Source organism: Rathayibacter sp. PhB127 (genome assembly GCF_003751665.1).
Taxonomy (GTDB): Bacteria; Actinomycetota; Actinomycetes; order Actinomycetales; family Microbacteriaceae; genus Rathayibacter; species Rathayibacter festucae.
Window position 1 is genome coordinate 176838 of record NZ_RKHW01000002.1, and the last position, 25647, is coordinate 202484.

Sequence of the window (25647 nt, forward strand, 5' to 3'; positions counted from 1 at the left end):
GGCGGCGTGCCCGGGTCGGCGGTCCGCGGAGCTCGCAGGAGCGCCCAGCGTTCTGCTGCCAGGATCAGCGCATGGTCTCCCCGATCGAGGACTACGCCGTCCTCTCCGACTGCCGCACCGCCGCTCTCGTCTCCCGTGACGGCGGCATCGACTGGCTCTGCCTCCCCCGCTTCGACTCCGCCTCGATCTTCGGCGCGCTCCTCGGCGGTGACGACCAGGGCCGCTGGTCGCTCCGGCCGGTGGACGCGGACGCCACCGTGGAGCGGCACTACCTCGGCGACACCCTCGCCCTCGTCACCACCTGGACCACCGCGACCGGCGTCGCCGAGGTCACCGACGTGATGCCGCTGCGTGACGACCGCGCCGAGCTGGTCCGCCGCGTGAAGGGGGTCTCCGGCTCGGTGCGGATGCGCCAGGAGCTGCGGATCCGGTTCGACTACGCCCGCACGATGCCGTGGGTGCGCCAGGAGGGCACGGACGAGGATCCGCTGCTCGTCGCCGTCGCCGGCCCGGATGCGGTCGTCGTCCGCGGCGTGCGCCTCTCGGCGACCGACCACGTGCACTCCGCCGAGTTCGACGTCGCGCCCGGCGAGACGGTCGACCTCTCGATGGCCTGGTTCCCCTCGCACCAGCGCGCCCCGAAGGTGCTCGACGTCGACAAGGCGATCGAGCGCACCGTCCGCTGGTGGACGGACTGGGCCGGCGCCATCCGCTACGACGGCCCGCACCGTGACGCCGTGGTCCGCTCGCTGCTCACGCTGCGCGCACTGACCGACGACCAGACCGGCGGCATCGTCGCCGCCGCGACCACCTCCCTCCCCGAGGAGTTCGGTGGCAGCCGCAACTGGGACTACCGCTACGTCTGGCTCCGCGACGCGTCCCTCACCCTCGAGGCCCTGCTCGCGCACGGCTTCGAGAAGGAGGCGCAGAAGTGGCGCGCCTGGCTGCTCCGGGCGGTCGCCGGCTCGCCGGAGGACGTGCAGATCATGTACGGCCTCGCCGGCGAGCGCGACCTGGCCGAGCGGGAGATGCCGAGCCTGCCCGGCTACGACGGCGCCTCCCCCGTCCGGATCGGCAACGCGGCCGTCGACCAGTACCAGGCCGACGTGATCGGCGAGGTGATGGTGGCGCTGCACGAGGCGCGCGTGGCCGGAGTGGACGAGACCGAGTTCTCCTGGCCGCTGCAGCGCGCGCTGCTCGGCTTCGTCGAGAGCAACTGGCAGCGGCCCGACAACGGCATCTGGGAGATCCGCGGCGAGCCGAGGCACTTCACCCACTCCCGGGTCATGGTCTGGGCGGCGCTGGACCGCGGCGTCCGCGCCGTCCGCGAGCACGGGCTCGACGGCCCGGTCGAGACCTGGGAGCGGCTGCGCGACACCGTCCGCGCCGAGATCGAGGAGCGGGGCTTCGACTCCGAGCGCGGCCACTACGTGCAGTCCTACGGCTCCACCGAGGTGGACGCCTCGCTGCTCGTGCTGCCGATGGTCGGCTTCGTCGCCGCTGACGACCCGCGGATGCTCGGCACGGTCGCCGAGCTCGAGCGCGCGCTGATGCACGACGGCCTGCTGCACCGCTACCGCACGGAGTCCTCGGTCGACGGCCTGGCCGGCGGTGAGCATCCCTTCCTGGCCTGCTCGTTCTGGCTGGTCCGGCAGTACGCCGACTCCGGCCGTCTCGACGACGCCCGCACGCTGATGGACCGCCTCGTCGGGCTCTGCAACGACGTCGGCCTGCTCTCGGAGGAGTACGACGTCGAGAACCGGCGCCACGCGGGCAACACCCCGCAGGCGCTCTCGCACCTCGCGCTGGTCCAGGCCGCCGACGCGATCGCGCGGCACCGATGAGCGCCCGGGCCGCGCGCGCAGCCTCCCCGCGAAGGCGCCGCCGTCCGCTCCGGATCGTCCTCCTGAGCCTGGGCGCGCTCCTCGCGGTCGCGGTCCTCGGCTTCCTGACCTGGTCCTCGATCGTGATGGGCCCCGATCCGGAGGCGCTCGCCCGCGTCGACGCGGACCCCGCGGTCGCCGTCGAGCGCACCGACACCGCGATCGTGCTCACCCCGACGGACGACGCGGGCACCGACCTCGACGGCGTCGGCCTCGTCTTCGTCCCCGGCGCCAAGGTCGATGCGGCCTCCTACGAGGCGACCCTCGCGCCGCTCGTCGAGGAGGGCGCGAGCGTCGTGATCACCCGGCCGATCCTCAATCTGGCGTTCTTCGACCTGCGCTCGCTCGAGAGCTTCACGGCGCAGGCCGACGGCGTCGACGAGTGGCTGGTCGGCGGGCACTCCCTCGGCGGCGTGAAGGCCTGCCAGTGGGGCGAGGACCCCGAGGTCAGGGGTCTCGTGCTCTTCGGCAGCTACTGCGCGAACGACCTCTCCGCGTCGGGACTGCCCGTGCTGAGCGTGAGCGGCTCGGAGGACGGCCTGAGCACCCCGGAGAAGGTCGCCGCGGCGAGCGACCGGCTGCCCGCCGACGCGAGCTTCGTCGAGATCGACGGGTCGAACCACGCCGACTTCGGCTGGTACGGCCCGCAGCCGGGCGACGGCACCGCCACGATCAGCCACGAGGAGGCCGACGCGCAGATCGCCGAGGCGCTGCTCGCCTTCGCGAGCGAGCGCGGCTGAGCCGGGACCGGGCCTGCGTCGCCTCGGCGCACAGGTCCGAGCAGTTCGAGCAGCCCTGCACCGACGAGCGAGAGGTCCCGGTTCGAGAGAGCAGGCGCCGCGGGACGCGAACGTCACGCAGGAGAACGTCCTCCGCCGCTCGACGCGCCGCTGGGTAGACTCGAACCACGAGAGATGAGGCGCAGATGACACCGGTGACCGGAACAACGACATCGTCAGCCGCCGTCGACCACGACACCGTCGCCGAGTACGACGCCATGCGTGAGACGGCCCTTCGCCTCGTGGGCGAGTACGCCGCGCGTCTCCCCGCGGACTCGTCCGATCCCGAGCATCACGCCGGAATGCAGCGCATGGTCGCTGTCCGACGTGCGGCGCGGGCCGTGCCGACCCGAGACGCGGAAGAGATCGCCGCCGCGACGGTTCGCTTCGATCGCGAGCTGCAGGAGCTGCGCGCGAGGTGATCGACGAGAGCCGATACGAGCTCCCGCATTCCGAACGCCGTCGCCTCTTCCGCGACGTCATCGAGCCGCTCCTGTTCGACGGGGCGGTCACCGCGGCGGGCCCGGTCGCCGTCCTCCTCGGAGGGCAGCCCGGCGCTGGCAAGACCCGCGCGTCGGAGGAGGTCCTGCTCGAGTACCCGGGTGCCGCACCGCTCCCCCTCGGCGTCGACGAACTCCGAGCGTTCCATCCCGCCTATCTCGAGCTCCTCTCCGATGACCCCGCGAACATGACGCGAGCGACGAACGCAACGGTCGGCGAGTGGATGCGGATGGCCATCGACCATGCCCGCCGGCACCGGTACAGCGTCCTGATCGAGGGCACCTTTCGCCGGCCCACAGTGACGCTCGCGGAGGCCGCTGCCTTCCACGGTGCCGGGTACGCGACGCGGATCGTGGCGCTCTCCGTCCCTGCTGCGGTCAGCCGGAACTCGATCCTGCACCGTGCCGTCACCGACGCCCGCCTCGGAGGCGACGCCCGCTGGACTCCGCTCGAGGCACACGAGCGCGGGTACAGCGGAACACCGCAGACGATCGCGGCCGCAGAGAGCTCCGACGCCGTGGACCGGATCACGATCTGCAACCGAGCCGGCCAGACGCTCTACGACGAGAACCGTGGACCCGAAGAGAGCCGGCTGGACGGCGCGGCCCAAGCGGTCGAGATCGGACGGCTGAATCCCCCGACGCCGGCCCTCGCCCGCCGCTGGCTGGACGATCTCCACGACGATCTCGCGCATGCCCGTCTCGCCGGCCTCCTGCAGGCCGACCTGCTGCCCCTGCTCGAGCAGCTCGTCGTAGACGCCCGAACGATGGCCGGTCACGCGTTCACCCATCGAGCGGGTCCGGACTACGCCGCCGCCCTCGACCGCATCGCGACCGAGGACCGCCTTCTCGCCGCCGATCGGATCCGGCTCACTGCTCGGTGATCATCGCTGCGACCCGTGACCGGCTCCGGACGGGTTCCGCTACGGGTTCCGCCACGGGCTCTCGCCGCTTCCGGCACGTGCAGCGCCGGACCGCCGGTCGCGGTCGCGGTCAGTCGTGCCGACGGCCGTCACGGTCCGTCGTCTCGCGCAGGTCGATCAACCCGGTGAAGAGCGCACCGCGCTCGTTCGACTGCTGGTCGCCCGAGAACAGGTTGTCCGGCGCCGACTTCGTGCGGCTGCGCGGTGCGGGGGCGGTACCCGCCTCCTCGTGCTGCATCTCGACGCGCTGGCGCGGCAGGGCGATCGGGTCGCTCTCGTGCAGCCAGCTCACCAGCCCCTCGCGGACGTAGCAGCGCAGGTCGAAGAGCGTCGGAGCGTCCTTCGCGGTGACGAGCACGCGGATCCGGACGTAGCCGCCGACCGCGTCGGTGACCTGCAGGACGCTGACCCGCTGGTCCCAGAGGTCGGTCTCCTCGAGGATCCGGTGCAGCTCGGTGCGCATCTCGTCGGGGCGCACGCGCCAGTCCAGATCGAGCTCGACGGCGCCGAGCAGCTCGGAGCCGGTGCGGGTCCAGTTCTGGAAGGGCTGGGTGGTGAAGTAGTTGGTCGGCAGCACCAGGCGGCGGTCGTCCCAGAGGTGGACGACCACGTAGGTCAGGGTGATCTCCTCGATCCGGCCCCACTCGTTCTCGACGATGACCACGTCGTCCAGTCGGATCGCATCGCTGAAGGCGAGCTGCATCCCCGCGAAGATGTTGGTCAGGCTCGACTGCGCGGCGAGACCGGCGACGATCGAGAGCACACCGGCCGAGGCCAGCAGGGACGCCCCGGCCGTCCGTGCCTCGGGGAAGGTCAGGAGCGAGGCGCCGATCGCGATCACGACGACGGCCGCGACGGCCACCCGCCGGATGATCGTCATCTGCGTGCGCAGGCGGCGGGCCCGCCGGTTGTCGGCGGTGTCGGTGCGGTAGCGCTCGGCGCCCAGGTCCTCGAGGAAGACGAAGGTCGCACCGACCAGCCAGGCGGCGGCGCCGATCGTGGCGATCTGGAAGATCCGGTCGACGAGCCCCGGCCAGGTGTCACCGGAGACGGTGGCGGCGAGCGCGGCCCAGACGGCGATCGTGAGCAGCAGCACGCGGAACGGGATGCGCACCCGGCGGATCAGCAGCCGGGCCCACGTCTTGCGCTTGCCGATCGAGCGGATGATCAGCGCCACGACCGCGGTCACGACGACGGCGATCACGACGGCGATCAGCACGGCGAGGGCGATGGAGCCGACTTCTTGCAGGGCGTCTTCGGGCACGGCGGTCCTTTCGAATGGGGGAAGGGGCGCGCACCATCGAGCGGATCGGACGAAGAGGGCAGCCTCCCACGGACACGGCGGGGAGCGCACGGGGCGACGCCGCACGTTGCGGGGATGCCCAGGCGGAGCGCGACGACGTCGGACGCTCCGGAAACGACGAAACGCCCGCCGGAGTGGCGGGCGTCTCGATGTGGTGCACCCCCTCGGACTTGAACCGAGAACCCACTGATTAAGAGTCAGTTGCTCTGCCGATTGAGCTAGAGGTGCGTGGCGACCGGCGAATCGTGCGTGCCGAACCGAGGGATCACATTACCAGCGCCCACCCCCGTTTCGTCAAATCGACACTCGCGCCATGCTGATCGAGTAGCCCGCGCAACGGGCGTATCGAGATCCACCGTGCTCCGAGGGGCGGGTCTCGATACGCGTTGGGCGCTACTCGACCAGCATGCAGTGCGCCCCTCCGCCAGGGGCGCTCAGTATCGTGGACGCGTGACCCTCGACGACGACCTCCGCCTCGCCCTCCGCCTCGCCGACGCCGCCGACGCGATCTCGCGCGAGCGCTTCCTCGCCCTCGACCTCGTCGTGGACACCAAGCCCGACAGCACGCCCGTCTCGGACGCGGACCGCGCCGTCGAGGAGGCGATCCGCTCGCTCCTCGCCGCCGAGCGCCCCGACGACGCGATCCTCGGCGAGGAGTTCGGCACCTCCGGCGAGGCCTCTCGCCAGTGGATCCTCGACCCGATCGACGGCACGGCGCACTTCGTCCGCGGCGTCCCGATCTGGGCGACCCTGATCGCGCTGGCGATCGACGGCGTCCCGGTGGTCGGCGTCGTTTCGGCGCCCGCCCTCGGCAAGCGCTGGTGGGCCTCCCGGGGCGCCGGCGCCTGGGTGGACGAGAGCCGCGCTCCCCTGGGCAGCCTCGACCTGCCGGACGGCCTGCGCGGCGTCCTGGTCGCCCCGGCCGCCGAGGAGCCGCGCCGGCTCCAGGTCTCCGGCGTCGCGTCCCTCGCCGACGCCACCTTCAGCTACAACAGCATCCAGCAGTGGGACGGCGCCGGCCGGCTCGAGCAGCTGCTGGAGCTCGCGCGCACGGTCTGGCGCGACCGGGCCTACGGCGACGCCTGGCCCTACATGCTGGTCGCCGAGGGCCTCATCGACGGCGCGGGCGAGTTCGACGTGAAGCCCTACGACCTCGCCGCCCTGGTCCCGATCGTCCAGGAGGCGGGCGGCCGCTTCACCTCCGCCGACGGCGAGGACGGCCCCTGGCACGGCAGCGCCGTCGCGACCAACGGCCTCCTGCACGACGAGGTCCTCGCGATCGCCGCCCGCCGATGAGCCGGCGCTCGGCGCTCCTCGCGGCGGCACTCCTCACCGCCGTGCTCCCGCTCGCGGCGTGCTCGTCCGTCGTCGGCTCCGACGATCCGGCAGCGCTCCGCGACGAGGGCGGCACGGTCACCACCGCGGGCGTCGTCGACGCCTTCTCGGTGGCGAAGGGCGACTGCCTCCGGGAGCCGGACGACGACCGCGTCGCCGACTTCGAGGCCGTCCCCTGCGCGGACAGCCACGACCTCGAGGTCTTCCACGTCTTCGCGCAGCCCGGCGACGACTACACCAGCCGCAACACCCTGCTGGCGCAGGCGGACGCCGGCTGCGAGCCCGAGTTCAGCGCGGTGATGGGCATCGCCTACGGCGACTCCGCCCTCGAGTACCGCAGCTTCGTCCCGTCCGAGGTCAGCTGGCGCCACGGCGACCGCGCCGTGCTCTGCGCCGTCTTCGACCCTGCGACCGGCGAGACCACGGGCAGCCTCTTCGGCGCCGCGCGCTGACGACCAGCCCGGACGCCCGCCGTCCGGGTCAATCCCCTCCGCGCCTCGATTGACAGGTTCGCGGCGCACGCGCACTGTGGGAGGACGATCACACACGATCGGCGAACGGCTCGGGGGTGCCGCGAAGCGCTGCAGGAGTCGAAGATGCACGAGCACGCAGGAGACGTTCCGGAGAGCGCGGAGCCGGAGCGCTCGGCGACGGCGGAGCACGAGCTCCGGCCGGCGGACAGCCTCTTCACCCGGCTGCAGCAGCAGTGCGCGCTGCTCTCGGCGGCGGAGACGCTGGCGGACTCGGCCGAGGACTCCGTCCGGCGCTGGTCCCGGCTGATCCACGACTACGCGCTGACCTCGGACCGGGTCGTGTCGGTGCACGGCGGCGCCGAGGAGGCCGTGCTGGGCTGGCTGAAGCCCCGCGGCGTCGTCGCCCTCCTGGTCACGGAGGAGTGCGCGGACGACCATGCCGTCGAGCACCTGGCTGCCGCTCTCGCGGCGATGAACGCGGTGACGCTGACCGTCGACGACGAGCGCGCCGAGCGCCTCGCACCGCTCACGCAGGCACTCGCGCGGATGCTCCCGAGCGGATTCGCCGAGCTGCCCCTCGATGCCCACGCGCACTACCCGGAGGGAGCGATGGCGACGGTCGTCACGCCCGAGAACCTCTACCGCGCGTGGACGCCTCCCGAGACGCTCCAGGGTCCGGAGAACGGCGCGGAGCGCGACGACGACGAGCGCCTCGCGCTGCTGACCCTCTACGGCCGCGTCCGCCAGCTGGACGTGCGTCCGGAGTGACGGCTCGGAGCGGCAGCGGCTCGGAGCGGCAGCTCCTGTGTGCGACGACGACCGGTGGTGGAGATGGGGGGAATCGAACCCCCGTCCATCGCTGTGATTCTGCGCCTTCTACGGGTGTAGCCAGTGAGAGCGTTCTACTCGGCCCCGACCGTTACCACTGGCGCATCGGTCGACGGGCCCAGCCCGAGTGCAAGTCCCGCGTCGCCCTCAGGCGTAACGACGCAGCAAGTCCTCTAGATGACGCCAGGATCCGGGGCGAGGACGCACCCACGGGCTGACGGACTATCTACTCTGGCTTAGGCAGCGAGAGCGAAGTCGGTGCGCTTCTGTTCGGCACCTGTGTTTTTCAGAGATCGTTAACGAGATAACCCTGAATCCTCGACCCGCTTCTCGCAGTTTCGCAGGCAATGTCGAAACCGATCATCCCCGCGAGCACTCACCGGCACTGAGCCTTGGCCGACACTGGGCCGGGTGGAGTGGGTCGTCGTCGCACACTGTGGAGTTACGAGAGAAGAGTCTACCTCGTCGCGCGGGCGGTGACCCGTCGACGGCGCAGATCGAGCAGTCCGAGCACGAGGGCGAGTGCGATCAGCCCGAGGGTGACGAAGTAGCCGTTGCGGAAGGCGTCGTGGTACCGGTCGAGCCCCTCCGCCATCCCCGCCTCGCTGGCGAGGGTGGCGAAGAAGATCGCCGAGGCGCAGGCCGTGCCGACCGCGGTGCCGACGCGCTGACCGAGCTGGCCGACCGAGCCCGCCACGCCGCCCTGCTCGGGCGAGATCTCGGCGAGCGTCAGCGTCTGGTTCGGCGAGACGACGAAGCCGCCGCCCGCGCCGGCGACGAGCATCGCCGCGCCCATCCCGTAGGCGGCCGTCTCGGCCGGCAGCAGCTCGGCCGCCAGCAGCACCAGCGTGAAGCCGATGACGACGAGCACGATGCCCAGCACGACGAGCGCGCGCCCGTAGCGCTGGACGAGCTTGCCGCCGTACCAGGCGGTCACCGCCGAGGTCAGCGCGAACGGGATGCTGACCATTCCCGCGAACACCGGCGCGAGGCCGAGGCCCTGCTGGAGGAAGAGCGTCGTCAGCAGGAAGGTCGCCGGGATGGCCGCGAAGTAGGAGGTCGCGACCAGGATCCCGTTGCGGTACGAGCTGGTGCGGAAGATCCGGAAGTCGATGACCGGGGTGCGGTCCTTCGCGGCGTAGTGCGCCTCCCACTTCACGAAGGCGTACGCGGCGACGACCGCCAGCAGCAGCCAGAACCAGCGGAACGGCGAGTCCGTCGAGGCACCGGTGGTCAGCAGGAACGGCAGCATGAAGGCGAAGATCGTCACGCCCAGCAGCAGCAGGCCGACCGGGTCGAGCGAGGTGTCGCCCTGCGGTGTGCGCTGCACCTTCGGCAGCAGCTTCCAGGCGAAGACCAGCGCGGCGATGCCGAGCGGGATGTTCATCCAGAACAGCAGCCGCCAGCCGTCCTGCTCGCCACCGATCGCGATGAGCAGGCCGCCCAGGGTCGGCCCGAACGCCGTGGAGAGGCCGATCACGGCGCCGAAGACGCCGAAGGCGCGGGCCCGTGCAGCCCCGGTGAACAGCTGCTGCACCAGGCCGAGCACCTGCGGCATCTGGATGCCGGCGGCGATGCCCTGGACGAAGCGGGCGACGACGAGGAGCTCGATCGTCGGCGCGACGGCGCAGAGCAGGCTCGCGAGCGTGAATGCGGTGAGACCGACGAGGAACAGCAGGCGCCGCGACTTGATGTCGCCGAGCCGTCCGGAGGGAACGAGCGAGAGACCGAACGCGAGCGCGTAGCCGGCGACGATCAGCTGCAGCTGGCTCGGATCGGCCGAGAGCGACTTCTCGATCGAGGGCAGCCCGACGTTGACCTTCGAGAGGTCGAGGATCGTGAAGGCGGCGACCGACACCGCGACCGCGAAGGCCCGCCAGCGCGTCCTCTCCTCCGCGGCAGTGGGCGGCGCGTCGGGGGCACTGTCGGGAGAGGTCACGTCCTTCAGTCTCTCAGGACCGGAGCGCGCGCCTCCCCCGCTTGCGGGACATCGGCGCGGACGGCCTACTCGCCCATGCGGCGGCGGGTGGACATGGCGCGGTCGGCCTCGCGGCGGTCCTGGCGCTCGCGGAGCACCTGGCGCTTGTCGTAGTCCTTCTTGCCCTTCGCGACCGCGAGCTCGACCTTGGCCTTGCCGTCGCTGAAGTAGAGCGAGAGCGGGATCAGCGTGTACCCGCCCTCCTTCACCTTGTTGTGGATCTTGAGGATCTGCGCCTTGTGCAGCAGCAGCTTGCGCTTCCGGCGCGGCGGGTGGTTCGTCCAGGTGCCCTGGGCCCACTCGTTGATGTGCACGGCGTCGAGCCACGCCTCACCGCCGTCGACGAAGGCATAGCCGTCGACCAGCGACGCGCGGCCGTTGCGGAGCGACTTGACCTCGGTGCCCGAGAGCACGAGTCCCGCCTCGTAGGTGTCCTCGATGAGGTAGTCGTGGCGCGCCTTGCGATTGGTCGCGACGACCTTCTGTCCCTGTTCCCTGGGCACGGCTGCTCCTTCGGTCCGAGAGCGATGGTGGGCCGCCCCGATCGGGGCAGCCCACCAGTATACGGCCGCACGCGGCCGAGAGCGCCGGGCAGTCTAGACCCGCAGGTACCGCGCGATCGCCACGTTCGCCGAGATCGCCGCCAGGACGATCCCCACCACGATCAGGATCGGCACCACGATCAGCGCGTCGTCGACGCCCACGAACGACGTCAGCGGGATCCGGTACGCGAGGAACCCCTGCACGAAGAAGACCACGATCGCCACGACCGCGACCCCCGCGAGGATCGAGCCGAGCAGCGCCGCGAACACGCCCTCGAGGATGAAGGGGGTCTGGATGAACCGGTTCGAGGCGCCCACGAGCCGCATGATGCCCAGCTCCCGTCTCCTCGAGAACGCCGACAATCGGATCGTCGTCGCGATCAGCAGCACCGCCGCCACGAGCATCAGCACCGCGATGCCGATGGCCGTGTAGCTGGCCGCGTTGAGGATCGAGAAGATCTGGTCGAGGTACTGCTTCTGGTCCGTGACGCTCTCGACCCCCGAGACGCTGGACAGGCTCTCCACGAGCACGTCCGACTGTGTCGGGTCCTTCAGGTTGATCCAGAAGGTCTGGTTGAGCAGGTCGGGCGTGACGTACTCGGCGACCGGGTTCCCGGCGAACTGCTCCTGGAAGTTCGCGTAGGCCTGGTCGTGGTCCTCGAAGTAGGAGCGGTCGATGTACGGGGCGAGCGTCGCGCCCGCGAGCTGCGACTCGACGGTGTCGATCTGCTCCTGCGTCGCGTCGGAGCCGCTGCAGTTGGCGCCGCCGGAGGTGGCGGTGCACATGTACACCGCGACCTGGGCCTTGTCGTACCAGAAGTTCTTCATCTGGCCGATCTGCATCTGCAGCAGGATCGCGGTGCCGACGAAGGTGAGCGAGATGAAGGTCACCAGGATCACCGAGACGACCATGGAGACGTTGCGCCGGAGGCCGCTGGAGACCTCCGACCAGATCAGTGCGTATCTCACTTGACGGGTCCTACATCCTGCTGGTCGTCCCCGGACTCGTCGCCCTCGCCCGCGTGGGCGCGCAGCCCGAGGCGGGCCGCGAGCGACTCCTCGGGGAGGGCCCCGGTGTCGGCGGGGAGGTAGATCGGGCCGGTCTGGCTCTGCAGCTCGACCACGCGCGGCGAGGCGGGCGCCTCGGTCGGGGCGGGGGGCGGCGGCGGGACGACCGGGTTCGACCGGGTGGTGGGGCGCGCCGGAGCGACATGGGTCTCGGGGGCGGCGGCCGAGCGGCGGCCCTCCGGGACGCGGGGCTGCGGCGCGGTCTGCTGCAGGCGCGGGCGCGCGAACGCGGCGCCGTGCTCGGGGAGCTCCGGAGCGGCGGCGGTGGGCGCCGGCGCGCGGCGCAGGTCGACCTCCGGGACCTCGGCGGGCGCGAGCGCACTCTCGGTGATCACGGGGACGGCGATCGAGGACGTGGTGGTCGGGTGGTCGTCGGCCGCGACGACCACGACGCCGTCGTGCACGACGGTGATGCTCTCCGTCTGGCCGTAGCCGCCCCGGCTCTCGTCGCGGACGATGCTGCCCGCCGAGAGCTCGATGACGCGGCGCTTCATCTGGTCGACGATGCCGGCCTCGTGGGTGGCCATGATCACGGTCGTGCCACCGGCGTTGATCCGCTCGAGCAGCGCCATGATGCCGGCGCTGGTCGTCGGGTCGAGGTTTCCGGTCGGCTCGTCGGCGAGGAGGACCGCGGGCTTGTTGACCACGGCGCGGGCGATGGCGACGCGCTGCTGCTCGCCGCCGGAGAGCTCGTGCGGCAGGCGCGCGGCCTTGCCGGCGAGGCCCACCATCTTGAGCGTGTCGGGGACCGCCTCCTGGATGTAGCCCTTCGACTTGCCGATCACCTGGAGGCTGAAGGCGACGTTGTCGAAGACCGACTTGTTCGGGAGGAGCCGGAAGTCCTGGAACACCACGCCCATGTTGCGGCGGAAGTAGGGGACCTTGCGGCTCGAGATCTTGCCCAGGTTCTGCCCGAGAACGTGGATCGAGCCGGAGGAGGGCCGCTCCTCCTTGAGGATCAGGCGGAGGCAGCTGGACTTGCCGGACCCGGAGGCGCCGACGAGGAAGACGAACTCGCCCCGGAGGATCTCGAGATCGATGGCGTTGAGGGCGGGTCTCGTGCCACCCCGATACTGCTTGGAGACGTTGTCGAAGCGAATCATGTCGGTACGAGGGTAAGCGACGATTCCGGAGAGTGACCCGTCCGGCCGCCCGGCGCGCCGAGCTGACCGCTCGTCGCCGCCTTCGGCGCCCTCCGGGTCAGGCGGACTTGCGCCAGCGGATGCCGGCGGCGATGAAGCCGTCGAGGTCGCCGTCGAAGACGTGCGAGGGGTTGCCGACCTCGTGGTCGGTGCGGAGGTCCTTGACCATCTGGTACGGCGCGAGGACGTAGCTGCGCATCTGGTCGCCCCAGCTCGCGGTGATGTTGCCGGCCAGCTCCTTCTTGGTCGCGGCCTCCTGCTCCTTCTGCAGCAGCAGCAGGCGCGACTGCAGCACGCGCATGGCGGCCGCGCGGTTTTGGATCTGGCTCTTCTCGTTCTGCATCGAGACGACGAGGCCGGTGGGGAGGTGGGTCAGGCGCACCGCGGAGTCGGTCGTGTTGACCGACTGGCCGCCGGGGCCGGAGGAGCGGAAGACGTCGACGCGGATGTCGTTGTCCGGGATCTCGATCGCGCCGGCCTCCTCCATCAGCGGGATGACCTCGACCGCGGCGAAGGACGTCTGGCGCTTGCCCGCGGCGCCGAAGGGGCTCATCCGCACGAGGCGGTGGGTGCCGGCCTCGACGGAGAGGGTGCCGAAGGCGTAGGGCGCGTCGATCTGGAAGGTGGCGGACTTGATGCCGGCCTCCTCCGCGTAGCTCGCGTCCATCACGGTCGCGGGGTACTTGTGCTTCTCGGCCCAGCGGAGGTACATCCGCATCAGCATCTCGGCGAAGTCGGAGGCGTCGACACCGCCGGCTCCCGCGCGGATGGTGATGACGGCGGGGCGGTCGTCGTACTCGCCGTCGAGGAGGGTCTGCACCTCGAGCTCGCCCATGGTCTTCTGCAGGGCGTCGAGCTCGGCGATCGCCTCCTGCTCGGACTCGGCGTCGTCGGCCTCGTTGGCCATCTCGACCAGGACCTCGAGGTCGTCCAGGCGCCGCTCGATCGCGGTGATCCGGGCGAGCTCGGACTGGCGGTGGCTCAGCGCGCTGGTCACCTTCTGCGCGTTGTCGGTGTCGTCCCAGAGGTCGGGGACGCCCGCCTGCTCGTTCAGCTCCTCGATCTTCGCGCGGAGCTCGTCGACGTCGATGACGGCGAGGATGTCGGAGAAGGTGGAGCGGAGAGCAGTGATCTGCTCGGTGAAGTCGTTGTCCAGCATGGTGGCTCCAGACTACCGGGGGCGCCGGGGGTCACCGCGGGCGGCCGCCCGGGCGGCGCTTAGGATGGGGCTGGTGAGCAGCACCGCCGAGCGCCCCTTCCCCGTCGGGCCCCTCCTGCTCTCGACCTTCCTGCCGACGCTGCTCTTCTCGGTCGGCGAGGGCGCGATCATCCCCCTCCTCCCCGCCGTCGCCGGCGACCTCGGGGCGACGCTGGCGATCGCCGGCCTCGTCGCGGGAATGATCATGATCGGCGAGCTCGCGGGCGACATCCCGAGCGGCTGGATCGTCTCGCGGATCGGCGAGCGCGGCGCGATGCTCGGCGCCTCGGCCGCCTCGATCCTCGGCCTGGTGATCTGCCTCGTCTCCACCTCGTGGGTGACGCTGACCGTGGGCGTCTTCCTGATCGGCCTCGCGACGGCGGTCTTCGCGCTCGCCCGGCACGCCTTCATGACCTCGTTCGTGCCGATCAGCCACCGGGCCCGGGCGCTGTCCTCGCTCGCGGGGGTGTTCCGCGCGGGCTGGCTGATCGGTCCGTTCCTCGCGGCGGGGGTCGTGCACCTCAGCGGCTCGGTCGAGTCGATCTTCTGGGTGCACATCGCCTGCTGCGTGGCCGCGGTGGTCGTGCTGCTGCTGGTGCCCGACCCGGCGACGGTGCTGCGCCGCGCGGCGGCCGCCTCCGCCGCCGCCGACCCCGCACTCGACGCCGCCGCCGAGGCCGCGGCCGTGCCGGAGTCCTCCCCCGGCCTGGTCCGCACCCTCCGCTCGCACCGCGGCGTGCTCGCGCGGATGGGCTCCGGCGCCGCCGTGATCGGCGCCCTGCGCGCGAGCCGGACGCTGATCCTCCCGCTCTGGGCGGTCAGCCTCGGCCTCGCCGAGACCGACACGGCGATCATCATCGGCATCGCCGGGGCCCTCGACTTCGCCCTCTTCTACGCGGGCGGACAGGTGATGGACCGCTTCGGCCGCGGCGCCACGGCGATCCCGTCGATGATCGGCCTCGGGGTCGGGCACCTTCTGCTGGTGGCGACACTCCTCGCCGCCGATCCGGTGCCCTGGTTCATCGCGGTGGCCTGCGTCCTCGCGGTGGCGAACGGGATCGGCTCGGGCATCCTGATGACGATCGCCGCGGATCTCGCACCGCCGAAGGATCCGGCGCCCTTCCTCGGGGCGTTCCGCTTCACCGGCGACGCGGGCAACGCCGCGGCGCCGATCGCGGTGTCCGCGCTGACCGCGGCGGTCTCGCTGCCGTTCGCTGCGGGAGCGATGGGCGTGCTCGGGCTGGCCGGTGCCGCTGCGCTCTCGCGCTGGATCCCGCGGTACCTGCCTTACCGGCGCCCGCGCACCTGACCCGCAGCACGCCTGGCGGCCACGCGGTCTCCGCGCGGGCCCCTGCTCGCGCTCCCCTCCTACACTGGAGCGCGCACGCGGGAGTGGTGGAATGGCAGACACGCAGGATTTAGGTTCCTGTGCCGAGAGGCATGTGGGTTCGAGTCCCACCTTCCGCACCAGGGGCGCTCGGAGTGACCGGCGTGGCACGCCACCTTCGGGGGCCGCCCCGGCCGTCTTCCCGGTTTCGCCGGTACAGTGAGCGCGGTCGAGCCGCCGCAGACCGAGGATCGGCTGCGGCGTCGGCCGGCCGCACGGCACTGATCGACTGGAGAACCGTTGAACCACGCCGCCCTGATCCCCTGGCTGGACCCGGAGACGATCCTCACCTCGTTCGGTCCGTGGGGCGTGCTGGTCGTCTGCCTGATCGTCTTCGCCGAGACCGGCCTGCTGATCGGCTTCCTCTTCCCCGGCGACACCCTGCTGATCATCACGGGCCTGCTGGCTCACGAGAACGCCTCCAACGGCGGGCTGGGCGTCCCGATCTGGCTGATCTGCCTCGCGGTCGGCTTCTCGGCGTTCCTCGGCGGCGAGGTCGGCTACCTGATCGGGCACAAGGCCGGCCCGCGCATCTTCGAGCGCAAGGAGTCGGGCCTCTTCAGCATCGAGAACGTCAAGCGCACCAACGCCTTCTTCGAGCGCTTCGGCGGCCTCGCGGTGATCCTCGCGCGATTCGTGCCGATCGTCCGCACCTTCGCGCCGATCGCCGCCGGCGTCGCCCACATGAACTACCGCAAGTACAGCCTCTACAACGCCATCGGCGCCCTGATCTGGGGCAGCGGCGTGACGCTGATCGGCTGGCTCCTCGCCTTCATCCCGCCCGTCGCCGACTTCGTCTCGCACTACATCGACGTGATCCTGATCGGCGCCGTGGCCCTCGCGATCATCCCGACGGTGTTCCACCTGCTCCAGCAGCGCCGCAAGGCCCGCCTCGCGGCCGACAAGGAGACCGACGCGTCGGAGGCGAGCGCCCTCGTCCTCGACCCCACCGCCGTCGACGACAAGCACCGCAAGCACTGACCCCTTCCGCGAGATGCCACTTGTGCACGCTCGACACGGCGTGTCGCGTGCACAAGTGGCATCTCGCGGTCGGGAGGCTGCGCCCCCCGATCAGGAGAGGGTGGTCGCCAGGGCGGTCAGCTCGGCTCGGAGGGCCGTGAAGGCCCGGGCGCGGTGGCTGCGGGCGTTCTTCTCGGCGGGGGCGATCTCGGCGGCCGAGAGGGCCGAGCCGGCAGGGACGAAGACCGGGTCGTAGCCGTGGCCGTTGGTGCCGCGCGGGCCGGCGGCGATGGCGCCGTCCCAGCGGCCCTCGACCACGATCTCGCGGCCGCCGGGCAGGACCGACTCGGGGACGACCAGCGCGATCGTGCAGACGAAGTGCGCGCCGCGGTGCTCCGGCTTCACATCGGCCAGCTGCGCGAGCAGCAGCTCGTAGTTGGCGACCGCGTCGTGCGGGCGTCCCGACCAGCGGGCCGAGAAGATTCCGGGCGAGCCGCCGAGCACGTCGACGCAGAGGCCGGAGTCGTCGGCGAGCGAGACGAGGCCGGTGTGCGCCGCCGCGGCCCGCGCCTTGATCAGCGCGTTCTCGGTGAAGGAGACGCCGTCCTCGACCGGCTCCGGCCCGTCGTAGGCGCGGACGCCGACGCCCGGCACCGCGCCGGCCAGCATCGCCCGGAACTCCTCGACCTTGCCCGCGTTGTGGGTGGCGAGAACGAGGTCGAGGCTCACGCGTCCTGCCCCGCGGCGAGCGCCTCGGTCTGGAAGCGGGCCAGGTCGGCCGCGCCGCCGACCGCGAGGTCGAGCAGCGCGTCGAGCTCGCGGCGGTCGAAGGGGGCGCCCTCGGCGGTGCCCTGCACCTCGACGAAGAGGCCGCGGCCGGTGACGACGACGTTCATGTCGGTCTCCGCGCGCACGTCCTCGACGTAGGCCAGGTCGAGCATCGGGACGCCGTCGATGATGCCGACGGAGACGGCCGACAGGCTGTCGATCAGCGGTTGCGCCTTCTGGCCGACGTACTTCTTGCCGCGGGCCCACTCGATCGCGTCGACCATCGCCACGTAGGCGCCGGTGATCGCCGCGGTGCGGGTGCCGCCGTCGGCCTGGAGGACGTCGCAGTCGATCACGATCGTGTTCTCGCCGAGGGCCTTGGTGTCGACGACGGCGCGCAGGCTGCGGCCGATCAGCCGGGAGATCTCGTGGGTGCGCCCGCCGACCTTGCCCTTGACGGCCTCGCGGTCCATCCGGGAGTTGGTGGCGCGGGGCAGCATCGCGTACTCCGCGGTGACCCAGCCCTTGCCCTTGCCCTGCAGCCAGCGCGGGACGCCGTTGGTGAAGGACGCCGTGCAGAGCACCTTGGTGTTCCCGTAGGAGATCAGCGCGGAGCCCTCGGCCTGGGTGCTCCAGCCGCGCTCGATGGTGATCGCGCGCAGCTCGTCGGGCGCGCGGCCGTCCTTGCGCTTGACGGTGGGCTGGGCGGCGGCGGGCTGGGCGGCGGTGCTGTCGGTCACTCGGGTCTCCCTGGAGTCGTGCGGCGCGCGGCCCGGTCGAGCTCGCGCAGGTTGATCGTGCCGGTCTCGACGAGGTCGACGCTCGAGACCTCGGGGCCGAGGAAGCGCCGGGCGAGGCGGACGAAATCGCTCGATCCGGTCTCCTCCCAGCGGTAGGTCGGCGGGGCGGCGGCGGTGCGCTGCAGGCCGTGCGCCACCAGTGTGCGGTAGACGTCGAGCGCGGTCTCCTCGGCGCTCGAGACCAGCCGGACGTCGGGGCCCATCACGTAGGCGATGGCGCCACGCAGCAGCGGGTAGTGCGTGCAGCCGAGCACGAGGGTGTCGACGCCCGCCTGCTTCATCGGCGCGAGGTACTCCTCGGCGAGCGCCAGCAGCTCGTCGCTCCAGGTGACGCCGGCCTCGACGAATTCGACGAAGCGCGGGCAGGCGGCGGTGACCAGCTCGAGGTCCGGTGCGGCGACGAACGCGTCGTCGTAGGCGCGCGAGCGGATCGTGCCGACGGTCCCGATCACGCCGACCCTGCGGTTGCGGGTGTCGCGGACGGCGCTGCGGACGGCGGGCTGGATGACCTCGATCACCGGGATGCCGCGGCCGATCGTGTAGCGCTCGCGCGCGTCCCGCATCATCGCGGCCGAGGCGGTGTTGCAGGCGATCACCAGCAGCTTCGCGCCCTGGTCGACCAGCGTGTCGAGGGTGTCCAGGGCGTAGGCGCGGACGTCGGCGAGGGGCTTGGGCCCGTAGGGCGAGTGCGCGGTGTCGCCGAGGTAGACGATCGACTCGTTCTGCAGCTGGTCGATCACGGCGCGGGCGACGGTGAGTCCGCCGACGCCGGAGTCGAAGATGCCGAGGGGTGCGTCCGTCACGGAGGAAGAGCCTACCCGCGCCCGGGGAGGGTGCCCCGTGCGGGGAACGGTGCATGGAACACTGGTCGGATGGACGCGACGGCCTTCCTCACCGACCGCTACGAGCTGACGATGGTCGAGGGCGCTCTCGGCAGCGGCACCGCCGACCGGCGCTGCATGTTCGAGGTGTTCGCGCGGAGCCTCCCGCCGGGCCGCCGCTACGGGATCCTCGCCGGCACCGGCCGCCTGCTCGAGCTGATCTCCCGCTTCCGCTTCGGCGACGCCGAGCTCGACTGGCTGCGGGAGAACCGCGTCGTCGACGCCCGCACGCTGGACTGGCTGGCCGACTACCGCTTCCAGGGCGACATGTGGGGCTACCGCGAGGGCGAGGTCTACCTCCCCGGCTCTCCCGTGCTGATCGTCGAGGCGCCCTTCGCCGAGGGCGTGCTGCTCGAGACGCTGGTGCTGAGCGTGCTCAACCACGACAGCGCCGTGGCGAGCGCCGCGGCCCGGATGGTCTCGGCCGCCGACGGCCGGCCGCTGGCCGAGATGGGCTCGCGCCGGGCCGGCGAGCGCTCGGCGGTCGCCGCTGCGCGCGCGGCGCACATCGCGGGCTTCGGCGCGACCTCGAACCTCGAGGCGGGCCGCAGCTGGGGCGTGCCGACGATGGGCACCTCCGCGCACGCGTTCACGCTGCTGCACGACTCCGAGGAGGACGCCTTCCGCGCGCAGGTCGCCGCGCTCGGACCGGGCACGACCCTCCTCGTCGACACCTACGACGTCACCGCCGCCGTGGACCTCGCGGTCCGCGTCGCGGGCACCTCGCTCGGCGCCGTGCGAATCGACTCGGGCGACCTCCCCCAGCAGGTCGCCGCGGTCCGCGCCCAGCTGGACGGGCTCGGTGCCACCGGCACGAAGATCACCGTCACCAACGACCTGGACGAGTACGGCATCGCGGCGCTGGCCGCCTCCCCCGTCGACTCCTACGGCGTGGGCACCTCGGTCGCGACCGGCTCCGGCCACCCCACCGCGGGCATGGTCTACAAACTCGTCGCGCACGAGGACGACGCGGGCGAGTGGGTCTCGGTCGCCAAGAAGTCGGCGGCGAAGGCCTCCATCGGCGGACGCAAGTCCGCAGGGCGGCGTCTGACCGAGGACGGCGTCGCCGTCGAGGAGGTCGTGCACGTGGGCGCCGGGCCCGAGGGCGCGGTCGGCGAGGACGAGCGCGCGCTGCTGGTCCCGCTGATCGAGGACGGCCGGATCCGCGAGGAGTACTTGGGTGCGGCGGGTGTCGTCACTGCGCGCGAGCACCGGGCGAACGCCGTGCTCGAGCTGCCGCAGGACGCGCTGCGTCTCGGCCGCGGCGACCCGGTGATCCCGACCCGCTACGCCTGAGCGGACCGGTCCCTGAGCGGAACGGTCCCAGAACGGGACCGGCCCGGCTCCCGAGGGGGCCGGGCCGCGCGCCCTACTTCATCCGGGCGTAGATCTCCTTGCAGGAGGGGCAGACCGGGAACTTCTCCGGGTCGCGGCCCGGCAGCCACTTCTTGCCGCAGAGGGCGCGGACGGGCTTGCCGGTCATCGCGCTCTCGAGGATCTTGTCCTTCGGGACGTAGTGGGAGAAGCGCTCGTGGTCGCCCGGCTCGATCGTCTCCTGGTTGAGGAGCTCCTCGAGTTCGCGGTCGAGGGTGGCGGTTCCTCCGCCTCCCTCGAGGGGGTCGGTGCTGCTGTTCTCGAATCGGGACGTCATGCCTCCGATCCTACGCTCGGAGCGCGGGAGCGGGCGGGGCTCCGTGAGGCTCAGTAGCGGCTGGTGAAAGAGACCAGCTCGGCCGCGCGGCGGTCGAAGAGGACGCCGCCGAGCAGCACGCCGAGGAAGAAGACGCCGACCGCGCTGCCGAGGCCCGCGAGGATCGCCTGGTCCCGGTCGCCCTCGAAGAACAGGGTCTGCACCGCCAGCACGACGGCCGGCGCTGACAGAAGCAGCCCGAGGCCGAAGGCGAGCGCCTGCGAGCCGGCCCCGCTCGCTCCCGGTGCCTGCGGCTGGACGAAGGCGCTGTCGCCGGGACGCGGCGCCGGGTAGGCGAGCCGCGCGGAGAGGGCGCTCGCGACCCCCGCGGGCACCAGGAGCAGCGCGGCGTTCACCGCGAGCAGGACCGGCAGCGCATCGTCGAGGCCGGAGGTGGCGCTGCTGACGAGCGAGCCGAGCACGACGACCGGCAGGCCGAGCAGCAGCGTCGGGAAGGCGCGGCCGAGCCGGTCCGACCAGCCGCGCACCCCGGCGGCGGCGTGCAGCCAGAAGGCCGAGCCGTCGTAGGCGACGTCGTTGTGCAGGAACCAGCCGAGGAACAGCGCGACGAGCGGGACGGGCAGCAGCGAGAGCAGCGGGAACGGCACTCCCACCAGCGCCAGGAGCACCACGGCGAGCACCGGGAGCAGCGGGACCGCGACGAGCGACGCCTGGTAGCGGGGGTCCCGGAGCCAGTAGGTCGTGCTGCGCGCGGCGATGGCACCGGTGCGGCTGCCGCCGAGGACGTCGAACCAGCCCAGGCGGAGTCCGCGCGGCGGCCGGGAGGTGCGCTCGGGGCGGACGGTCAGCGCGCGGACGACCAGCCACCAGAGCGCCCCGGCGACGACGAGGGTGAGCAGCGCGGTCAGCAGCGGGCCGGCGACCGCCCCGGAGGCCGCGCTCGGCGCGATCGCCCAGGCGGCGCCGAAGGGGGTCGGCGCGAGGACGGCGGCGAGCCGCTCCAGCGCCTCGGAGCCCTCGCCGCCCCAGTCGAGTCCGGTGGTCAGCACGAGCGCGACCGGCGCGGTGAGCAGGAGGACGAGGCCGAGCACCGCGAGCAGCTCCCGCGCCGTACGGGAGGGCACCAGCGCCGACGAGGCGGCGAGGCCGATCCGGCCCAGGAGCGCCGCGGTGAGGACGCCGAGCAGCGGACCGACCACGGCCAGGAGGCCGGCGGCGGGGAACAGCCGGATCGTCGCCGCGCCGAGGACGACGAGCGCGAGCACGGGGAGGGAGACGAGCCCGGCCAGCGCGAGGGCGGCCGCGAGCCGGCCGCTCGGGATGCCGAAGAGCCGGAACGCCCGCGGGTCCATCGGATCCTTCGGTCCGAGCAGGAACGGGAGCACCAGGAAGCCGAGCGTGACGACCGCTCCCCCGGCGACGACGGCGTCGTCCGCGAGCCAGGAGCCGGGCTCGAGCGTGCCGAGACCTGCCAGGAGCGCGGCGGTCGCCACGACGACGACGAGCACTCCGAGCAGGGCGCCGCCCGTGTGCCGGGCGCCCGAGCGGAAGGCGCCGAGCAGGACGTCGAGCCTCAGCCGGAGAAGTCGTGCAGCCACTGCAGCCCCTCGGCGATCTGCTTGCCGCCCGCGAGCTCGAGGAAGCGCTCCTCGAGCGTCGCGGTGCCCGCGACCTCCTCGACGGACCCGGCGGCGAGGACCTTGCCGCCCACGATCACGGCGACGTCGTCGCAGACGCGCTCGATGAAGTCGAGGCCGTGGCTGGAGAGCACGACCGTGCCGCCGCCCGCGACGAAGCGGCGCAGGACGGTGATCACGGCGGCCGAGGAGACCGGGTCGACCGACTCGAACGGCTCGTCGAGCACCAGGACGCGGGGCGCGTGGATCATGGCGCCGGCGAGCGCGACCTTCTTGGCCATGCCGGCCGAGTAGTCGGAGATCAGCCGCTCGAGCGCGTCGGTCAGGCCGAGCGCCTCGGCGAGCTCCACGGTGCGCTGCTTGGCGGTCTTCCGGTCGATCCCGCGCAGCGCGGCGGAGTAGTAGAGGAACTGCGCGCCGGTGAGGCGGTCGAACAGGCGCAGGCGGTCGGGCAGCACGCCGATCAGCGGCTTCGCGGCGCGCGGGTCCTTCCAGACGTCGACGCCGTGCACGAGCACGCGGCCGGTGTCGGGGCGGAGGAGGCCGGTCATCATCGACAGGGTCGTGGTCTTGCCCGCGCCGTTCGGGCCGATGATCCCGTAGAAGGTGCCGGCGCGGACGGCGAGGTCGATGCGGTCGACCGCCACCGTGCGCCCGAAGGTGCGGGTGAGGGCGTGCAGCTCGAAGACGACGGGGTGCTCGGGGTCGGCGGGCTGGGCGGTCTCGGGCTGCTGCGCGGGGTCGGCCGTCTGCGCGGGGTCGGCCGTCTGCGCGGGGTCGGCCGTCTGCGCGGGAGCGGCCGGATTAGCGGTCTCCGTCGCGACAGATTCTGCGGGAGTCGGCGACTCGGCGGGCGGAGCGCCGTCGCGCTCGGATTCCTCGGCGTTCGTCGCGGACGTCATCCGGCTACGGTACCAAGTCGCTCAGGACGGGGACGGGGCGCGCCGGGGCCTGTGGAGAGGAGCGTCCGATCCGTCTCGCCGACACGGCTCCTGGCAACCCCTGGCCTTCGAAGGCGTGCACTGTACACTAAGTGTCGACCCAGGAAGCGATCAGGTCGCTGCACGCCGGTTAATGATCGCTACGCGGCGGTGAACTCATCGCTCCGCGGCGATCGACGCGAGGAGAACACATGACGAGCAAGCCCTTCCCGACCGCCCCCACCGGCGGCTCCACCGGTGTGCCCGCCTCCGTCGTCATCCTCGCCGCAGGCATGGGCAGCCGGCTCGGCCGCTCCCTGCCGAAGCCGCTGACGCCGCTGAGCGACGGCCGCACGATCATGCAGCAGCAGTTCGACAACATCCACCACGCCTTCGGCACGAAGGTGCCGGTGAGCATCGTCGTCGGCTACAAGCTCGAGCACATCATCGAGGCGTTCCCCTCGGCGACGTTCGTCTACAACGAGCAGTACGACCAGACCAACACCTCGAAGAGCCTCCTCCGCGCGCTGCAGGCCTCCGGCCAGGGCGGCGTGCTCTGGATGAACGGCGACGTCGTCTTCGACCCGCGCATCCTCGACCGCACCGCGGACCTCATCGCGAAGGACGTCTCCTTCGTCACCGTCAACACCGCGAAGGTGTCCGACGAGGAGGTCAAGTACACGACCAGCGCCGAGGGCTACATCGACGAGCTGTCCAAGACCGTCAAGGGCGGTCTCGGCGAGGCCGTCGGGATCAACTACGTCTCGGCCGCGGACAAGCCGGCGCTCATCCGCCAGCTGGCCCGGGTCGACGCCCAGGACTACTTCGAGCGTGGAATAGAGTTGGCGATCGAGCAGGACAGACTGCTCGTCGAGCCGATGGACATCTCCGACCTCTACGCCGTCGAGGTGGACTTCGCCGAGGATCTCGAGCGGGCGAACCTCTTCGTCTGAGGCTCGCGTCTCGTCCGGCTCGATCCGAGCCGGTCGAGAGGAGTCGCCTGCCGTGAGCAGTCCCGCACGCGTCGACGCCGGCGCGACCGCCCTGCGCCCGCACCGCTCGCGGGCCTGGCGCTATCGGCACTCGCTCTGGCTGCTGACCAAGCGCGACCTCACGGTCCGCTACGCCACCAGCGCGCTCGGCTACGTCTGGTCGGTGCTCGACCCGCTGGTGATGTCGGGCATCTACTACTTCGTCTTCACCGTGGTGTTCCAGCGCACCGTCGGCGAGGACCCGTACATCGTCTTCCTGCTCGCGGGCCTGCTGCCGTGGATGTGGTTCAACCAGGCGACGTCGGATGCGACGCGGGCCTTCCTCCGCGAGGCGAAGCTCGTGCGCTCCACGTCGATCCCGCGCACCATCTGGGTCGGCCGGATCGTGCTCTCCAAGGGCATCGAGTTCGTGGCAAGTCTGCCGGTGCTCGTGCTCTTCGCGGTCGTCGCGGGCGCGGGAGTGACGCCGGCGATCCTGCTCTTCCCGCTCGCGATCCTGCTGCAGGGCGTGCTCACCCTCGGCGTCGGCCTGCTGGTCGCCCCGCTCGTGGTCTTCTTCCGCGACCTCGAGCGCGCGATCAAGCTGGTGCTGCGCTTCCTCTTCTACGCCTCGCCGATCATCTACTCGACGGCGAACCTGCCCGACGCGATCCGGCCGTGGGCCGCGCTCAACCCGCTCAGCGGGATCTTCGCGCTCTACCGCTCCACCTTCTTCGCGAGCGAGCTCGACCTGCCGCTCATCCTCACCTCCGTGCTGATCTCGTTCCTCGTGCTCGGCCTCGGCCTGATCGTCTTCCGCCGCTCCGAGCGCGCGGTGCTGAAGGAGCTGTGAGCGTGTCCTCCGCTGACGAGCGCCCCGCCGGCGACGCCCCCGTCGTGATCGAGTGCCGGGGCCTCGGGATCCGGTTCCGGCGGAACCGCCGCGGCCGTCGCTCCTTCAAGGACCTCTTCTCGCGCGGGACGCGGCGCTCGCGGCCCGGCGAGTTCTGGGCGCTGCGCGGCCTCGACGTCCGGGTGCACGCGGGCGAGGCGATCGGGGTCGTCGGCCGGAACGGCCAGGGCAAGTCGACGCTGCTGAAGCTCGTCGCCGGCGTCGTGCTGCCGGACGAGGGCGTGGTCGAGGTCCACGGCGGGGTCGCTCCGCTGATCGAGATCACCGGCGGCTTCGTCGCCGACCTCAGCGTCCGGGAGAACGTCTACCTGACCGCGGGGCTGCACGGCATGTCCAAGCGCGAGGTCGACGACCGGTTCGACTCGATCATCGACTTCGCCGAGATCGGCGACTTCCTGGACACCCCGTACAAGCACCTCTCCAGCGGGATGAAGGTGCGGATCGCGTTCTCGGTGGTGTCGCGGCTCGAGGAGCCGATCATCCTGGTCGACGAGGTGCTCGCGGTGGGCGACAAGGCCTTCCGCGAGAAGTGCTACGCCCGGATCGAGGAGCTGCTCGCGGCCGGCCGGACGCTCTTCTTCGTCTCGCACAACGAGCGCGACCTCCGCCGCTTCTGCACCCGCGGGCTCTACCTGGACAAGGGCGCGCTGGTGCTCGACGCACCGATCGATCAGGTTCTCGCCCGGTATTCTGAGGACTACGCGCCGAAAGCGCAGCCCGCCGCGGAGTGACCGGCAGTCCGAGCCGCACGGCCCGGTGCTCGCCGCGACAGCGCGACGCGCGGGTCCTCACGACGCAGGAGTGCAG

General features: G+C 71.8%; 25 protein-coding genes, 2 tRNA genes and 1 other RNA gene. 14 read left to right on the forward strand and 14 right to left on the reverse strand.

All coding sequences use genetic code 11. The features are described 5' to 3' along the window. Positions 1-71: 71 nt before the first annotated feature. From EDF22_RS11365 to EDF22_RS11380, 4 genes are all read left to right on the forward strand, one after another. Entirely contained in the window at positions 72-1844 is a 1773-nt protein-coding gene (locus EDF22_RS11365) for a glycoside hydrolase family 15 protein (RefSeq protein WP_123705066.1), read from the forward strand. Then, positions 1841-2623, forward strand: coding sequence for an alpha/beta hydrolase (locus tag EDF22_RS11370; RefSeq protein ID WP_123705067.1), 783 nt, complete (start codon positions 1841-1843; stop codon positions 2621-2623). Before EDF22_RS11365 ends, EDF22_RS11370 begins: the two co-directional genes overlap by 4 nt. Before the next feature lie 185 nt (positions 2624-2808). Beyond that, a complete protein-coding gene (locus EDF22_RS11375) occupies positions 2809-3084 on the forward strand; it encodes a hypothetical protein (protein ID WP_123705068.1) in 276 nt (91 codons plus the stop codon). Continuing rightward, entirely contained in the window at positions 3081-4046 is a 966-nt protein-coding gene (locus EDF22_RS11380; protein ID WP_123705069.1) for a zeta toxin family protein, read from the forward strand. The genes EDF22_RS11375 and EDF22_RS11380 overlap by 4 nt, the downstream gene beginning before the upstream one ends. 109 nt (positions 4047-4155) lie before the next feature. On the opposite strand, the gene EDF22_RS11385 is transcribed toward EDF22_RS11380, so the two are convergent. Continuing rightward, entirely contained in the window at positions 4156-5349 is a 1194-nt protein-coding gene (locus EDF22_RS11385) for a mechanosensitive ion channel family protein (protein ID WP_123705070.1), read from the reverse strand. A gap of 191 nt (positions 5350-5540) precedes the next feature. Then, positions 5541-5616 (reverse strand) — tRNA-Lys (locus tag EDF22_RS11390). 222 nt (positions 5617-5838) lie between these two features. Here EDF22_RS11390 and EDF22_RS11395 point away from each other — a divergent pair. The 3 genes from EDF22_RS11395 to EDF22_RS11405 all read left to right on the forward strand — a co-directional run bounded on the left by EDF22_RS11395 (position 5839) and on the right by EDF22_RS11405 (position 7964). Beyond that, positions 5839-6684, forward strand: a complete 846-nt coding sequence (locus EDF22_RS11395) for an inositol monophosphatase family protein (protein WP_123705071.1) — start codon at positions 5839-5841, stop codon at positions 6682-6684. Then, complete coding sequence (locus tag EDF22_RS11400; RefSeq protein ID WP_123705072.1) at positions 6681-7175, forward strand: septum formation family protein; 495 nt, start codon at positions 6681-6683, stop codon at positions 7173-7175. The genes EDF22_RS11395 and EDF22_RS11400 overlap by 4 nt, the downstream gene beginning before the upstream one ends. Positions 7176-7319: 144 nt before the next feature. After that, positions 7320-7964: a hypothetical protein gene (locus tag EDF22_RS11405; protein ID WP_123705073.1), complete on the forward strand. Its 645-nt coding sequence runs from the start codon at positions 7320-7322 to the stop codon at positions 7962-7964. Between the two features lie 55 nt (positions 7965-8019). Here EDF22_RS11405 and ssrA read toward each other — a convergent pair. The 6 genes from ssrA to prfB all read right to left on the reverse strand — a co-directional run bounded on the left by ssrA (position 8020) and on the right by prfB (position 13913). Then, positions 8020-8392, reverse strand: a transfer-messenger RNA (tmRNA) gene (gene ssrA / locus EDF22_RS11410). 89 nt (positions 8393-8481) lie between these two features. Beyond that, entirely contained in the window at positions 8482-9963 is a 1482-nt protein-coding gene (locus EDF22_RS11415; RefSeq protein WP_311316356.1) for an MFS transporter, read from the reverse strand. 65 nt (positions 9964-10028) lie between these two features. Continuing rightward, on the reverse strand, positions 10029-10505 hold the full coding sequence (gene smpB, locus EDF22_RS11420) for an SsrA-binding protein SmpB (RefSeq protein ID WP_123447996.1): 477 nt from the start codon (positions 10503-10505) through the stop codon (positions 10029-10031). 93 nt (positions 10506-10598) lie between these two features. After that, positions 10599-11513: a permease-like cell division protein FtsX gene (gene ftsX, locus EDF22_RS11425; RefSeq protein ID WP_123447997.1), complete on the reverse strand. Its 915-nt coding sequence runs from the start codon at positions 11511-11513 to the stop codon at positions 10599-10601. After that, the gene (gene ftsE / locus EDF22_RS11430) at positions 11510-12715 is read right to left on the reverse strand and encodes a cell division ATP-binding protein FtsE (RefSeq protein ID WP_123705074.1); all 1206 of its coding nucleotides are present in this window, start codon (positions 12713-12715) and stop codon (positions 11510-11512) included. Before ftsE ends, ftsX begins: the two co-directional genes overlap by 4 nt. 97 nt (positions 12716-12812) lie before the next feature. Beyond that, positions 12813-13913, reverse strand: a complete 1101-nt coding sequence (gene prfB / locus EDF22_RS11435) for a peptide chain release factor 2 (RefSeq protein ID WP_123705075.1) — start codon at positions 13911-13913, stop codon at positions 12813-12815. A 73-nt stretch (positions 13914-13986) separates the two neighbouring features. Between prfB and EDF22_RS11440 the strand changes: the two genes are divergently transcribed. From EDF22_RS11440 to EDF22_RS11450, 3 genes are all read left to right on the forward strand, one after another. Then, the gene (locus tag EDF22_RS11440) at positions 13987-15261 is read left to right on the forward strand and encodes an MFS transporter (protein ID WP_260303427.1); all 1275 of its coding nucleotides are present in this window, start codon (positions 13987-13989) and stop codon (positions 15259-15261) included. Positions 15262-15338: 77 nt separating this feature from the next. After that, positions 15339-15422: transfer RNA gene (locus EDF22_RS11445), tRNA-Leu, on the forward strand. A 157-nt stretch (positions 15423-15579) separates the two neighbouring features. Then, positions 15580-16320, forward strand: coding sequence for a DedA family protein (locus EDF22_RS11450; protein WP_123705077.1), 741 nt, complete (start codon positions 15580-15582; stop codon positions 16318-16320). 90 nt (positions 16321-16410) lie between these two features. Here EDF22_RS11450 and rdgB read toward each other — a convergent pair whose 3' ends face one another. From rdgB to murI, 3 genes are read right to left on the reverse strand one after another with little or no spacing between them, the layout of a single operon-like run. Beyond that, complete coding sequence (gene rdgB, locus EDF22_RS11455; protein ID WP_123705078.1) at positions 16411-17028, reverse strand: RdgB/HAM1 family non-canonical purine NTP pyrophosphatase; 618 nt, start codon at positions 17026-17028, stop codon at positions 16411-16413. Then, complete coding sequence (gene rph / locus EDF22_RS11460; protein WP_123705079.1) at positions 17025-17807, reverse strand: ribonuclease PH; 783 nt, start codon at positions 17805-17807, stop codon at positions 17025-17027. Before rph ends, rdgB begins: the two co-directional genes overlap by 4 nt. Then, positions 17804-18670, reverse strand: a complete 867-nt coding sequence (gene murI, locus EDF22_RS11465; protein ID WP_123705080.1) for a glutamate racemase — start codon at positions 18668-18670, stop codon at positions 17804-17806. Before murI ends, rph begins: the two co-directional genes overlap by 4 nt. Positions 18671-18739: 69 nt before the next feature. Between murI and EDF22_RS11470 the strand changes: the two genes are divergently transcribed. Beyond that, the gene (locus EDF22_RS11470) at positions 18740-20044 is read left to right on the forward strand and encodes a nicotinate phosphoribosyltransferase (RefSeq protein WP_123705081.1); all 1305 of its coding nucleotides are present in this window, start codon (positions 18740-18742) and stop codon (positions 20042-20044) included. A gap of 73 nt (positions 20045-20117) precedes the next feature. Here the strand turns inward: EDF22_RS11470 and EDF22_RS11475 are convergent, their stop codons facing one another. The 3 genes from EDF22_RS11475 to EDF22_RS11485 are packed head-to-tail and all read right to left on the reverse strand — an operon-like array spanning position 20118 to position 22938. Beyond that, entirely contained in the window at positions 20118-20399 is a 282-nt protein-coding gene (locus EDF22_RS11475) for a DUF3039 domain-containing protein (RefSeq protein ID WP_123448008.1), read from the reverse strand. Between the two features lie 50 nt (positions 20400-20449). Next, positions 20450-21997: an ABC transporter permease gene (locus EDF22_RS11480; protein ID WP_123705082.1), complete on the reverse strand. Its 1548-nt coding sequence runs from the start codon at positions 21995-21997 to the stop codon at positions 20450-20452. Then, complete coding sequence (locus EDF22_RS11485; RefSeq protein ID WP_123705083.1) at positions 21973-22938, reverse strand: ABC transporter ATP-binding protein; 966 nt, start codon at positions 22936-22938, stop codon at positions 21973-21975. The genes EDF22_RS11480 and EDF22_RS11485 overlap by 25 nt, the downstream gene beginning before the upstream one ends. 278 nt (positions 22939-23216) lie before the next feature. Here EDF22_RS11485 and EDF22_RS11490 point away from each other — a divergent pair, with 278 nt between their 5' ends. From EDF22_RS11490 to EDF22_RS11500, 3 genes are read left to right on the forward strand one after another with little or no spacing between them, the layout of a single operon-like run. Then, positions 23217-23909: an NTP transferase domain-containing protein gene (locus EDF22_RS11490; RefSeq protein WP_123705583.1), complete on the forward strand. Its 693-nt coding sequence runs from the start codon at positions 23217-23219 to the stop codon at positions 23907-23909. 52 nt (positions 23910-23961) lie between these two features. Next, positions 23962-24780 (forward strand): ABC transporter permease, encoded by an 819-nt coding sequence (locus tag EDF22_RS11495; RefSeq protein ID WP_397459915.1) that lies wholly within the window; start codon positions 23962-23964, stop codon positions 24778-24780. Positions 24781-24782: 2 nt separating this feature from the next. After that, entirely contained in the window at positions 24783-25571 is a 789-nt protein-coding gene (locus EDF22_RS11500) for an ABC transporter ATP-binding protein (protein WP_397460157.1), read from the forward strand. Positions 25572-25647 lie beyond the last annotated feature (76 nt).